Raw genomic sequence first — 13,242 nt, 5'->3', positions numbered from 1 at the left:
TTTGGATGAAAGGTTTTATATAACATTTAACTACAACACTACCTTTAACTCTAAGCTTACACAGCATACTGGTTATATGAAGTTGAATTTTATGTGGTAGGGGTGGTAGAGAGTCTTGCAGCTTGATTGTTTGAGCCGCCAATCCTTACAAATTTATAAGCTTGTAGGGACGGCTAGAATGCTGGTAAAACACTGCCCTTGTAGGTTTGGAGAATAAAATCACGCACTTTTTGGGTTTGTAAAGTGGCTTTGAGCTTCTTGGTATTGTCATCATTACTATTCTCTTGACGGACTACAAGGACATTGGCATAAGGAGATAGGCCATCTTCTAATAAAATCGCATCATCTGTGAAAAGTCCTGCTTGCAGGGCATAGTTACCATTGATAACCGCTGCATCGTAGTCTTGAAACACACGCACCAAAAGCGCACCATCAACTGGCACAATCTTGAAATTCTTTGGGTTGTTGATAATCTCAGATTCTGTACTCTTGAGGTTGGTTACATCTTTAAGAGTGATAAGGCCGTTGTTATGCAATAAGATAAGTGAGCGCGCGAGATTTGTCGTATCGTTTGGAATAGCTATAGTAGCGTTGTGCGGCAGGCTGTCTGTGCTCTTGTGCTTCTTGGAATAAAGCCCTATAGGCTCTATGTGTATTTGGGCTATTGGTGTAAGGGTGTAGCCTCTGTCTTTGTTGATGGAATCTAAATACGGCTTGTGCTGGACAAAGTTTGCATCCAGACTCTTATCATGCAGGCTGATATTTGGCGTGACATAATCGCTAAATTCAACAATCTTAAGGCTTACTCCTTCTTTTTGCAAATCCTCTTTGATAAATTCTAGAATCTGAGCATGCGGGATAGGTGTAGCGCCTATAACAATTTCAGATTTTGTTTGCGTTTTTTCTTTTTTCTCTCCGCAGGCACTTAAGCCCAGTGCGACAATCGCGCTTAAAGCAAGCAATCCTAAACTTTCCAATGCTTTCATACATACTCCTTTTATTTCTAACTCGCGGAAGTGGAATGCGCTTCACGCGGATTCCAAGATGAGATCAAATCTTAACTTTGAGATTGACTGGCAAAATCTCGCCCTTGTATTTTTGCAAAATAAACTCTGCAATCTCATCACTCATAAGCACTTCTTTGAGTTTTTGGATACGTTCATCATTTTCTAGTTCTTTGCGCGTTACAAAGACATTGACATACTCAGATTTTGAGTCTTCGTGGAAAAACGCACTTTTGATACTAAAGCCTGCTTGTAATGCGTAGTTTGCATTGATCACAGCCGCATCGACATTTGGTAGCAAACTTGGTAAGCCCGCAGCCTCTACTGGTCTAAAGCGTAGATTTTTGGGGTTTTTTACAATGTCGTATTCAATCGTGCTTGCAAGATTCTTAGGGTCTTTTAATTCAATCACACCAAAATCATGGAGTAAAATGAGCGCTCGCGCGAGATTTGAGCTATCACCTGGTAAGGCAATATCTGCACCCTCTGGAATCTCATCCACACTCTTGTATTTTTTAGAATAAAAGCCAAGCGGCACGACATAAATTGGCTCTAGCGCGACAAGATTAAAGCCTCTTTGTGCATTTTGCGCCTCCATAAAGGGCTTATGCTGATAAAGGTTGGCATCATTACTGCCATCATTTAGCGCAATATCGGGCGTTGTGTAGTCTGTGAAAACCTGCACCTTCATCTCCACACCTTTTTGCGCTAAAAGTGGCTTGGCAAATTCTAAAATCTCACTTGCTGGCACAGGTGTCGCACCTACTACAAGTAATGGCATTTTGCTAGAATCTGTGGATTCTAAACTTTTGTTTTTCTCTTCTCCGCAGGCACTTAAGCCCAGCGCGATAATCGCGCTTAAAAGCCCAAAGCCTAGTTTTTGTAGAATTTTCATTTTTGCTCCTTTTTGAAAGTGAAATTTAACGATTTGCACGCAGGATTTTCACGATAAAGTCCCCGCTGCTTTGGATAAGCTGGACTAAAATCATCGTCACAATCACTGCATATAGCAACACATCGGGTTTAAAAGACTGGAATCCTATGCGATAAGCCAAATCTCCTAATCCACCACCGCCTACAATTCCTGCCATTGCAGAATACCCAACAAGGCTAATAGAGGTTATCACAATGGCATTTGCAAGGGCTGGCTTGCATTCACAAAGCATCATTTTGATAATCGTAAAATTGCTTGCTCCCATACTCTGTGTAGCTTCAATCAAATCCTTTGGCACTTCAAGTAATGCCCCCTCAAAAAGGCGCGCGATAAAAGGAATGGCTGCGATGCTAAGCGCGATAATGGCAGCTGTAGAGCCTGTGCTCATACCAATAAGCGCGCCAGAAAAAGGCAGTAGCACGAGGATTAGCACCATAAAAGGAAAAGAGCGCACCATATTTACAATCCATCCAAGGATTTTATTAAAAAGTGGTGCGGGCTTGATAGAATCTTGGCGCGTGATAGTAAGTAAAACCCCAAGTGGCAAGCCAAAAAGTACTGCAAAAATGACTGAGAACTGCACCATATAAAGCGTTTCAAGCAAACCTTTTGAAAGCAAATAGCCCAAATCATTGCCAAATACAGAATGCAAAATCGCTTCAAACTCCCTATCTGCGGAGCGCAAAAAATCTTTTATCATTGTTTAGTCCTTCTTTTGCTTGGTATGTAGATTGCGTATGGCTTGAGAGTTTTTGGTGAGATTGAGAGATTCTAAGGCAAGAGATTCTATTCTCACGCCTTGAGATTGTAGCCACTCAAGGCTTTTACTGATAGAATCTGTATCTGTTTGTAAAAACTTGATTACCAAATGTCCTATGTCTTGTTTGTTAAATTCTTCAATACTACCGCTTAAAATATTCACATCTACGCCAAATTTCCTAATCATTTGACTAATAAGCGGACTTTGTGCATTAGGTCCTGTAAAAATCACACGATAGGTATTCTCGCTCACACCAATATGCGCGATAAGCTTATTCTCATCAAGTGGCAAAAACGAAATAAGCTCCCTTGTGATGGCTTGCTTTGGATTGGCAAACACTTCTTCGACCTTCCCACGCTCCACAATCTCGCCATTACTAATCACGCAAACTTTATTGCAAATCTGTTGCACCACCTCAATTTGATGCGTGATAAGCACGATTGTAAGAGAAAGCTTTGCTTGGATATCTTTAAGTAGCGAAAGGATTGAGCGCGTGGTTTTAGTATCAAGCGCACTTGTAGCTTCATCACAAAGCAATACTTTTGGATGGTTGGCTAATGCTCTGGCAATGGCTACGCGTTGCTTTTGCCCGCCACTTAGCTGGCTTGGATAAAAATGCGCCTTTTCACTCAAGCCCACAAGTTCTAAAAGTTCATTTACGCGCGCTTTTATTTTCTCTTTCTTCCATTTGGCAATCTCAAGTGCAAAGGCGACATTCCCAAACACATCGCGCGCACTTAGGAGGTTAAAATGCTGAAAAATCATGCCTATCTTTTGTCGTTGCTTTTGGAGCTGCTTTTGAGAAAGTGCAAGCATATCGATTCCATCAATTTCTACATGCCCACTGCTTGGCTCTTCAAGGCGATTGATAAGCCTAATAAGTGTGCTTTTCCCCGCACCAGAATAGCCGATAATCCCCATAATATCGCCTTCTTGCACTTCCAAATCAATGCCTTTGATCGCACAAAAGCCATTAGGATAGGTTTTGCTTACTTGTTGTAGTGAGATAATGGGAAACTCCTTAAGTGATTTTGGGTCGATAGCTTTGGATTAGCAACTCTGTGGGCTTGTGATTGCAGACAATGGCGGGATTCTAGTCAAAAGGTTTGGAAAATACAATACGGGTCTGATGTGCTTTTTAAGCAATTCTGGGTTAGAATCCGCGGATTTAAACTGCTAAGAAGGGGTGCTAATGGAATTTGGGGTTGTCTTTGGTGGGGCGAGTTATGAACATGAGATAAGTATTGTCAGTGCGATTGCACTACAAAAAGTATTGGGAGATGGTACTTGTTTCATATTCTTAGATGGTGAGCATCGCTTTTACCTGATAGATCCCAAGAATATGAAGGCATCATTCTTCGCGAAAGGTTTGTATAAGGATGTAGAACTCACTCTTGGTATTGGTGGGTTTTATCAATCAAAAGGGTTTTTTCAAAAAAAGCAGATTCTTAAAATCCACACAATCTATAACCTCATACATGGTGCTCAGGGTGAAGATGGGACTTTGAGCGCACTTTTTGATTTCTACAAGATACATTACATTGGACCACGGATGGAGGCTTGTGTCTTAAGCTTTGACAAGGCTTTGACCAAGATTTATGCCAAAAAGCGCGGAGTGAAAGTCTTGGACTATCAGATTCTGAGCTTGTATAGCCGGGATTCGCTTGCGATAGAATTTCCTATCATCTGCAAGCCTGCAAGACTTGGCAGCTCTATTGGTGTGAGTGTAGTTACACAATCTCAAGATCTTGATTATGCGCTAGATTGTGCTCTTGAATACGATTCTAAGGTGCTTGTAGAGCCATTTTTAGGAGATATGAAAGAGTACAACCTTGCTGGCTGTAAGGTTGGAGATGAGTGGCTCTTCTCAATCGTGGAGGAGCCGCAGAAAAGAGGCGATGAGATTTTGGATTTTGGTAACAAATATTTGGATTTTTCACGCACTAGCTATCTTCATAAAGCCCAAATTTCTCCTGAGCTGGAATCTGCATTGCAAGAAAACTTCAAAATGATTTATGAGGATATGTTTGAAGGTGCGATTGTGCGCTGTGATTTCTTTGTCCAATCTCAGGGTGAGATATATCTTAATGAGATCAATCCTATTCCTGGTTCTGGAGCCAACTATCTGTTTGAGGACTTTATTTCTATCTTAAAAACTCTTGCACAAAACCTTCCGACGAAAAAACCAATAAGACCCAGCTATCGCTATATAGAGCAAATCTCACGTGCTAAAGGCAAGTAGAATATGGCCCAAAAGCTTATCTTGTATAAAGATGTGCAGTTCCCATTACATTATGAATTTCTCAATCTCAATATTTCTCATCCGCAAGGTGTGATTTGCTTCTTACATGGATGGGGAAGCAACAAAGAGCTTATGAAGCTTTCTTTTGGACAAAGCTTTAGAGATTTTATTCATCTGTATGTAGATATGCCCGGCTTTGGGGGAAGTGCTTGTGATAGAAGCCTTAGCACAAATGATTATGCGGAGATTCTTAGGCTATTTTTTGGCGCACTGAAAAATACAAATAAGATTTTGGATTCAATAGAGTGGATTATGCTAGGGCATAGCTTTGGGGGCAAAGTAGCGACACTTTTGGCGGACAAAAGACTTATTTTGCTAAGTTCTGCTGGGATTCTTGAAAAGAAGTCATTGCGAGTTAGATGCAAAATTGCTCTGGCTAAAGTTTTTAAAAAACTTGGTTTGAGCGCAAATATTTTGCGTTCAAAGGATGCATCGGGATTGAATAATGGTATGTATGAGACATTCAAAAATGTCGTAAATGAGGACTTTAGAAAACATTTTGCAGCATGTAATGCGCAGGCATTTATCTTTTGGGGAGAGCAAGATAGTGCTACTACACTACAAAGCGGCAAAGAAATCGCTGCGCTTATGAAAAGAAGTTATTTCTTTGTAATGCAGGGTGATCATTATTTTTTTATGAAGCAAGCAAAAATCATAGAGGAGGAATTTATGAAAAACATCCAAACGAAATGTTTTTTGGTCTTTGGCAAGGTGCAAGGTGTGGGATATAGAAAATATGCTAAATACAAAGCAGATGAGCTAGGAATCTTTGGCAGTGCGCAGAATCTTGATGATGGCAGTGTGGAAATCTATGCCCAAGCAGAGCAAGATGCACTCACAAAATACAAGATGTTTCTTGAAATAGGCCCACACAAAGCTAGGGTAGAGAATGTCAAAGAAAAAAACTTGCAAGATGGTATGAGAATCTTTCAAGATTTTGTGATTATAAAGTGAGCGTGAAATGGACCAAGAATTGATTGGCTTGATTGGTAATTTTTTGCTGAATCTCGAATTTGCATACTACCTTATCACTTTGTTGCAGTGGTATAACTATAGTTTTTATCGAGTTATCTTTATGCACCATAAGTTTATGTGGCATATTTGGTATTTTGTATTGCCTTTATGTGTTTTTTTTGCACTACATACAATGCATTTGGAACAGTATTGCATTCTCCTTGCGATTGTGTTTTTTATCGCTCTTGTATTGTGGAGGAGCAAGCAGGATAAACCTTTGAGATTCACAAAAAGAGTACAAAGGTTTTTTGGTCTTTGTGTTATTTTTGGGTTCTTGGATATATTTTTAAGCATCGCCTTTAAGGTTGATAATCTTTTGCTCCATGCTTTTACATTGGTGTTTGCTGTATTGGTCTCTAATATCTATGAAGCAACATTGATGAAGCAATACACAAAAATCGCTCAAGATAAACTCCAGATTATGACCAGACTGCGGATTATAACTATCACTGCAAGTTTTGGTAAAACGAGCATCAAAAACTATCTCACACAGATTCTCAGCAAGCATTTTCATGTCTATGCTACCCCCAGAAGTGTGAATACATTGCGTGGTATTGTGGCTGATATCAATGAGAATCTTGATTATTCCACTGAGATTTATATCACTGAGGCTGGAGCAAGACTAAAGGGTGATATTGATGAGATTGTGCAGTTTCTGCATCCCCAGTATGTTGTCATTGGCGAGATTGGCGAGCAGCATATAGAGTATTTCAAAAATATCCAAAACATCACAAATACGAAGTTTGAGATTCTCAATTCACTGCGTTTAAAAAGGGCTTTTGTCTTTAAAGAGAATGCCTTGCCACAAGACCTAGAGCCTGAGAAAAAATCTTGCATGCGTTTTTATCCTATGGAGTATAGAAATATCCAAGCTACATTAGATGGCACAAATTTTTCGCTGAAAATCAATGACAAATGGCAGGATTTTGAAACAAAGATTCTGGGTGAGTTTAATGTCTATAACATTGCTGTGGCTGTGAGTGTGGCGCTGGAATTTGGCATGAAGGTAGAAGAGATTGTGCAAGCTGTCAATAGACTTGAGCAGGTCCCACACAGACTACAAAAAATCACAGCAAACCAAAAACTGATTTTGGATGACAGCTTTAATGGGAATCTCAAGGGCATGCTTGAGGCTATCCGTCTTGCTTCGCTGTATGATGGACGCAAGGTTATTGTGACACCGGGCATTGTAGAAGGAAGCGATGAGGCAAACAAGCAGCTTGCAAAGAGAATCGATGAAGTCTTTGATATTGCTATTATCACGGGTGCGCTTAATGCTAGGGTTTTCCGCGAAAATATCAAGAATGCACAAAAGATATTTTTGCAAACCAAAGATTCTCTAGAAAGTATGCTGAAAGCTTGCACTCTCTCTGATGACCTTGTGTTGTTTAGCAATGATGCACCAAGCTTTATCTAAACCTATGAGAGGTAGTAATGGATAGAATCTATTCTCCTTGGCGCAGTGGCTATTTTGATTCGAAAATGTGTGGATGTGTATTTTGCGAGATTTCACAAAATGCACAAGATGATGAAAAAAATCGTGTTATATACCGAGATGGAGTTTGCTTTGGCGTGATGAATCTCTATCCTTATACACCGGGGCATTTTATGCTTATCCCACACAAGCATTGTGATTGTCCAAGTCTCTTAGACACAAAAGAATGGCAGCATATCCATATGCTGAGCCAGAAAGCCTTTGATGTTTTGTATGAATATGGTGCTAGCGGCATAAACATGGGCATGAATATCAAACAAGCAGGTGGTGCTGGCTTGCCAGAGCATATCCATTTGCATTTTGTTCCACGCTATTTAGGTGATACAAATTTCCTTACAAGCATCGCTGATGCGCGCACATACGGAATAGATTTTGATAGTGTATTTTTGAAGATAAAAACACTTTGCACAAAGCATTTTACGAGAGGATAGAGATATGAATCGACTTCTTTTTGTGGCAATTTTTATGCTGACTTGCTGTGTAGCTAATGAAAAATATATAAATATGCTCTTTAGCAACAACTATACAGATGTGCGTAGAGCTGTCTCTCTTGGTATAGATGTGGAAACTCGCTTGCGCGGAAGCACGCCACTATATGATGCCGCCAGAAAAGGAAACCTTGATGTTGTCGGCTTGCTTATCCAGCGCGGAGCAGATGTCAATGCAGTATCTCATGGCGAGACTGCACTGCTCAAAGTCGTGGCACTTGGAAATGTCAAAATGGCACGCGAACTTATCAAAAAAGGTGCAGAAGTAAATGTGAAAGATGAGCATTTGGGCAATACACCATTGCATTATGCTGTGATGAAAAAAAATCAACCAATGATTGACCTCTTATTGGCAAATGGGGCTGATATGTATGCGGCAAATCATCGTGGAGAAACTCCTGCGCAAACTGTGTTGGCCAAACAAAACATGCCAGCTGTTAGCATCGAAAATGATGATGTGGTTTTGAACGCAAGCTCCTTTAATCTTGCAAAAGGAAGTGTAGGGATTAGCATCACAAACAAAACGGATCAGTTTATTGTGGTAACACACTTGGCACTTTATGTTGATGGTGACCTTATCACAGAATCTAATACTAACAAAAAGCTAGCCCCACAAGTAAGCGCTATGACAGGCAGTCTCACGATCCCAAAAGAAACCTATGAAGGTGCCAAGATCAAAAAATCTGGCAAGGCAAATGTCAAATATGGCTTTGCTGTGGAATATAGTGTCGATGGAGATATGAGAAGTTTGTATAAGAGTACAAAAGCACAATTTAAACTCTGGTAAGGACTTAATTTATACCTCAAGCTTATAGCCTACTCCCCGAACAGAGATTATATATCGTGGATTTTTGGGATTTTCTTCTATTTTAGAACGAAGCCTACCAATAATGACATCAATACTTTTATTTGAGCTCTCTGGATTGATAGATTCTGATTCTATAGCTATGGCTTCGCGCGAGAAAACATGTCCTTTTTTGCTAATAAGCAATGTGAGGATTTCATATTCTGCACGGGTAAGATCTAGCCTTTTGTCTTTGAAGAATATCTCTCGGCTGTGCTTGTCGATTCTAAATACGTTATTTTGTTCTCTGCCTAGTTCTTTTGGATTTCTCTTGCTGTAACGACGCAAAAGAGAGTGGATTCTGGCAACCAACTCTTTTGGATCATAAGGTTTTGGCAAGTAATCATCAGCACCGTATTCTTCTAGAGCTTTGACTTTATCATTAACATCGCCTCTAGCAGATGAAATTATGATAGGGATATTTTTCTGTTTTGTTATCCGTTTGCAAACTTCCAAACCATCGAGATTTGGCAAGGTCAAATCTAAAAGCAAGACATCAAAATGCTTGGCATTTACAGCACTCATACCTGTGTAGGGCTCATCATAATTTGTAACATTCATATTGTGCTTTTTGAGGTAATCACTTAGGATTTCGGCTAACTCAACATCATCTTCTATCATCAATACTTCTAGTGTTTGATTTTCTTCCATAAGATACTCCTTGATTAGAGATTGCCAATATTATAGAAAAAGTAATTTAGAACTCATTTAAAAGTATAAATTTTGCGGCTATGCAATAAGCTTGAGCACTTCGTCTTTTGAGATAATTTGCTCATCATATTTGACCACTATGATTTCTTCTGTGATGTTGATATACCACTCAATTACACCTTCTCTATCATTTAAAGATGAGAAATTTTCTAAATTGTAAGAACGCATTGGCAGATAAAGGTTTTTGTCGTGGATGGGATTGTCTAACTTCCAAACCATAAGCAAAATCCAAAATGCACATATACCTACAATACTTATAGATAAAACATACAATCCCAAATATTCATACATTATCCCCCCACACATTGCTCCAAATGCTGAGCCAACAAATCCTAGTGTCGTAAAGAAGCCAAGCACTGCGCCTTTTTGGTGTGCTTTGGGATAGCGGCTTGCGAGTGTTTGCATAATGGGCTCATGAATGGAAAATCCTACAAAAAATACGAATGCCCCGAATACAAAAAATATAAGATTTTGTACATATATTGCATAAGCAAACAAAACATAGGCCAATGCAAACATTACCACTCCAACTAACAATACTTGTTTGTAGTAGCCTTTTTTCTGCGCAAGAATTGATGCGGGAGCAAGCGCTAGAAGCCCTAAAATAGATCCAGGAGCATAAATTTTCCAAAGTTGTGATTCTTCTAGGCTAAAAACTTGCTCTAATACTATGCCCATAACCACAAAACTCAAAATCATGAAAAATTTCTGCAAAAACACGCTGCAATTAAGAATCTGTAAATTCTTGTTTGCAAAAACTACGCCAAGGCGATTTTCTTGGTAGGAATATTTGACTTTTGGACTTGATTTGGCCTTAAAAATGAGAATAAGCAATGCAATAAAATTCAATCCTGCAGTCAAGAAAAAAATAGAATTTAGCCCCATATTTGCCGCAAATATGGGTCCTAAAATCATCGCGAAAATAAAGCTTATAAAAATACCCACACCCATAATGGCCATGGCTTTAGTACGTTCTTCTTCACACACTAAATCAGCAATTTGCGCGCTTATAATCCCACTAATTGCCCCTGCGCCTTGTATAAAACGACCGATGATAAGCATGCTAATAGAAGTGGAAAATGCACAGATCAATGAACCTATGATAAAAATTATAAGCCCGACTATAATGACGGCCTTTCTATCACTCTTGTCACTCCAAATTCCAAAAGGAGTCTGAAAAACAATCTGTGTAATAGCATATCCTCCAGCAGCTACTCCAGCTAGAAATACACTTGTCTGGAAGCTAGAAGCGTAAAGTCCAATAGCTGGCAAAGCAATAAAAAGCCCAAAAAATCGGAATGACGAAACCAAAGTAAGAACAAATATATCCCTAAACATTCAAGTCCTTGTGGTCTTAAAAAATATGGTGTTGTTTTAGTCTGCTTGGATGGATTCTTCGTCTTCGTAGATTCTGATTGAAAGGATTTTATCGCCTTGTTTGAGGGAATCTAAGGTTTTAAGGCTTTCTCGTTTGTTTGGCTGTATGCGGCCAAAAACTGTATGCTCTCCATTGAGATGGGGTTGCTCAGCAAAGCAGATAAAAAATTGGCTTCCACCTGTATCGCGTCCAGCATGTGCCATTGAAAGTGTGCCTTTTTGGTGCTTGTGTGGATTATCTTGGAGCTCACATTTGATTCTATATCCTGGGCCACCTGTGCCATTGCCTATAGGACAGCCACCTTGTGCTACAAATCCAGCAATAACACGATGGAAGTTTAATCCATCATAAAATCCGTTCTCTGCAAGGGTGGCGAAGTTTGTTACAGTCTGTGGTGCATCTTGTGGAAACAATTTGATGAGTATTTTTCCTTTAGAAGTTGTAATCAATGCATAGTTGAATCTTGATAGCTCATCTTCTTTGATCTCAAAGGTCTTTAGATTCTCCATAAATCTCCTTGGATTGCTTTAGGTAGTGTAAAAGGCCGGTATTTTACCGATATAACAAATTATTTAAGCTTAAGAGTCTGTAAGAGGAAAAAATGCCAAAATTTGGTGGTCGTATTCTTATCATGCTGCTATTGTGTGCAAGTATGTGGGGTGATGTAGCTTTAGAGGAAGTGGATTCAGCTTCTATAGAGAAATTTATAAATCAGCCTGCTAAGACATCCATCCAACAAAGTTTGGACTCTTTATTTACTTCCAATATAAGAAAACCTGTTGATCCTGAAAAATACAAAAACTCCAGCAAGCAAGCCTTTTATGAAAATTTCCTTGCAAGCCAATATATGCTTTCCGAAAAATTGCCCAATTGGATTTATGCAAATGCGATTATTGAGGTGTATTTCAATGATGGGTCACAAAGACTAGGTTTTGGCACTCTATTACAAAATGGGTTTTTCCTTACTGCTTCGCATATTGTCTATGACAAGAAACTTACTCCAAAAGCTGTGTTTGCGAGAATGCAAGATTCCAGCATGCGGTTTATTATTTGCACACACAAACTCCATCTCAAAGCTGTTGATGTCATGGAGGGTTTAGCGCTTCTAGAGACTATTGCCTACACCGATGATTATTGCCAACAAAGAGAGAAAAGCTATTATCACGACAGGATAGAAAAGCGATATTTTGTTGATGTGTTTGCAGCGCCAAATCGCATAAATACCCCTTCCAAGGGAGAGACGCGATTTATCTCCAATAAAGAATCTCTACAAAAAGTGTTTTATGCATATGTGGATGAAGACTATTACTTCGTGCCAAAAAACATAGAATTGCCAACAAAGCAAGCAGATTTTGATGATCGGGCACATTATGGTGTGCATGGAGCAGAAATGCGCACAAAAAAAGATGAAGTGCTTCTTTATGACAGCTTTGCTTATGGGCGAGCATTTTTTGACAACAAAGGTGGGTTTTTAGGGATTTTGAGCTCTCAAGACCTCAAACCCATATTTATAACCAAGCGTAAAATACAGCAATTCCTCTGTGTATTGCAATCCCACAAAGTGTTAGAAAATAAGGAATTTTCAAAGGCTTGCAAAATTATGCATTTTTAATTCAACGCTTCTGGGTTTCTTGGAACAATATTTTGTTTTGCAGGATATGGAGTTGCGTGCGTAGGAACTGCTCTTTAGCTGTTGGCGGATACATTTTATCCCACTCTTTAATTTGCTTGAGTTCCTCTTCTGGAATGGAGATATTATAAGTTCTGATCATATACAAATAACTTCTTGCAATATAGCCCAAAGAATAATGTGCTGGATAGAATCTCGCGTTTTTAAAATCCGTATAAACCTTGCAATTACCATACTGTGTGTAAGGTAAATCATCTGTTGATGTCGCATAAGAATAAGAGCTTCTGTCATTGTTTATTTCACTAATGACTGGAACGATATTTTGGATATCAGATTCCATGCGCACAAATCTTGCATCTTTTTGACATGCCTTGCGTCCGCCTTTATTCCAGCATCTCAATTTCTTGCCAAAAACAGCAGCTGGCATGATATGCTCCCAATCTATTGTTTGTGGCTTATGGTTTTTTCGTGGAGAATAGTATTTGCCGGGAATGAGTTTGAGGATAATCTTATTTTTTCTAGAGATAATCTCAAAAGGTGCTTGGCAATAAAAATCTTTATGGTAGCTTTGGTCTAATCTCGAGTAAAGTATTTTTAATTCTTTTTTGACACTTTGGAAACTAAGAGCATTAGCATATGCAAACAAAAGAGCTAATACACAATACTTCATTAAATAACCTAA

At 39.2% G+C, this 13,242-nt stretch carries 14 protein-coding genes and 1 pseudogene; 7 read left to right on the top strand and 8 right to left on the bottom strand.

The genetic code is table 11. The annotated features are described in order from the left end of the window. Positions 1-173 precede the first annotated feature (173 nt). From CCY97_RS05240 to CCY97_RS05225, 4 genes are all read right to left on the bottom strand, one after another. On the bottom strand, positions 174-986 hold the full coding sequence (locus CCY97_RS05240) for a MetQ/NlpA family ABC transporter substrate-binding protein (protein WP_112064432.1): 813 nt from the start codon (positions 984-986) through the stop codon (positions 174-176). A 64-nt stretch (positions 987-1,050) separates the two neighbouring features. Next, positions 1,051-1,899: a MetQ/NlpA family ABC transporter substrate-binding protein gene (locus tag CCY97_RS05235; RefSeq protein ID WP_112064431.1), complete on the bottom strand. Its 849-nt coding sequence runs from the start codon at positions 1,897-1,899 to the stop codon at positions 1,051-1,053. A 25-nt stretch (positions 1,900-1,924) separates the two neighbouring features. Further along, complete coding sequence (locus CCY97_RS05230) at positions 1,925-2,524, bottom strand: methionine ABC transporter permease (protein WP_258457018.1); 600 nt, start codon at positions 2,522-2,524, stop codon at positions 1,925-1,927. 117 nt (positions 2,525-2,641) lie between these two features. After that, positions 2,642-3,709 (bottom strand): ATP-binding cassette domain-containing protein, encoded by a 1,068-nt coding sequence (locus CCY97_RS05225; protein ID WP_112064430.1) that lies wholly within the window; start codon positions 3,707-3,709, stop codon positions 2,642-2,644. 181 nt (positions 3,710-3,890) lie between these two features. On the opposite strand from CCY97_RS05225, the gene CCY97_RS05220 reads away from it, so the two are divergent. From CCY97_RS05220 to CCY97_RS05200, 6 genes and pseudogenes are all read left to right on the top strand, one after another. Further along, on the top strand, positions 3,891-4,940 hold the full coding sequence (locus CCY97_RS05220; protein WP_112064429.1) for a D-alanine--D-alanine ligase: 1,050 nt from the start codon (positions 3,891-3,893) through the stop codon (positions 4,938-4,940). A 3-nt stretch (positions 4,941-4,943) separates the two neighbouring features. Beyond that, positions 4,944-5,663: pseudogene (locus tag CCY97_RS05215) on the top strand (alpha/beta hydrolase); the annotation flags it as partial. Continuing rightward, positions 5,637-5,954: an acylphosphatase gene (locus CCY97_RS08395; RefSeq protein WP_346435143.1), complete on the top strand. Its 318-nt coding sequence runs from the start codon at positions 5,637-5,639 to the stop codon at positions 5,952-5,954. The pseudogene CCY97_RS05215 and the gene CCY97_RS08395, both read left to right, overlap by 27 nt. 7 nt (positions 5,955-5,961) lie before the next feature. Then, positions 5,962-7,431: a UDP-N-acetylmuramoyl-tripeptide--D-alanyl-D-alanine ligase gene (gene murF, locus CCY97_RS05210; RefSeq protein ID WP_112064427.1), complete on the top strand. Its 1,470-nt coding sequence runs from the start codon at positions 5,962-5,964 to the stop codon at positions 7,429-7,431. Positions 7,432-7,448: 17 nt separating this feature from the next. Further along, positions 7,449-7,940, top strand: a complete 492-nt coding sequence (locus CCY97_RS05205) for an HIT domain-containing protein (protein ID WP_112064426.1) — start codon at positions 7,449-7,451, stop codon at positions 7,938-7,940. Between the two features lie 4 nt (positions 7,941-7,944). Next, positions 7,945-8,784 (top strand): ankyrin repeat domain-containing protein, encoded by an 840-nt coding sequence (locus CCY97_RS05200; protein WP_112064425.1) that lies wholly within the window; start codon positions 7,945-7,947, stop codon positions 8,782-8,784. Positions 8,785-8,793: 9 nt separating this feature from the next. On the opposite strand, the gene CCY97_RS05195 is transcribed toward CCY97_RS05200, so the two are convergent. From CCY97_RS05195 to CCY97_RS05185, 3 genes are all read right to left on the bottom strand, one after another. Continuing rightward, positions 8,794-9,492, bottom strand: coding sequence for a response regulator transcription factor (locus CCY97_RS05195; protein ID WP_220091889.1), 699 nt, complete (start codon positions 9,490-9,492; stop codon positions 8,794-8,796). Between the two features lie 78 nt (positions 9,493-9,570). Further along, positions 9,571-10,890 carry an MFS transporter gene (locus tag CCY97_RS05190; protein WP_112064424.1) on the bottom strand — a complete coding sequence of 440 codons (1,320 nt, stop codon included), beginning with the start codon at positions 10,888-10,890 and terminating at the stop codon, positions 9,571-9,573. 36 nt (positions 10,891-10,926) lie between these two features. Further along, entirely contained in the window at positions 10,927-11,439 is a 513-nt protein-coding gene (locus tag CCY97_RS05185; RefSeq protein WP_112064423.1) for a peptidylprolyl isomerase, read from the bottom strand. Between the two features lie 92 nt (positions 11,440-11,531). On the opposite strand from CCY97_RS05185, the gene CCY97_RS05180 reads away from it, so the two are divergent. Next, positions 11,532-12,542 (top strand): hypothetical protein, encoded by a 1,011-nt coding sequence (locus tag CCY97_RS05180; RefSeq protein ID WP_112064422.1) that lies wholly within the window; start codon positions 11,532-11,534, stop codon positions 12,540-12,542. Position 12,543: 1 nt separating this feature from the next. Here the strand turns inward: CCY97_RS05180 and CCY97_RS05175 are convergent, their stop codons facing one another. Continuing rightward, a complete protein-coding gene (locus CCY97_RS05175; RefSeq protein WP_112064421.1) occupies positions 12,544-13,230 on the bottom strand; it encodes an endonuclease in 687 nt (228 codons plus the stop codon). Positions 13,231-13,242: the final 12 nt, after the last annotated feature.

Source organism: Helicobacter sp. 10-6591, assembly GCF_003288805.1.
Lineage (GTDB): Bacteria > Campylobacterota > Campylobacteria > Campylobacterales > Helicobacteraceae > Helicobacter_F.
The sequence above is the reverse complement of the archived record's forward strand: the minus strand, read 5'-3'. Positions and strand labels throughout refer to the sequence as shown.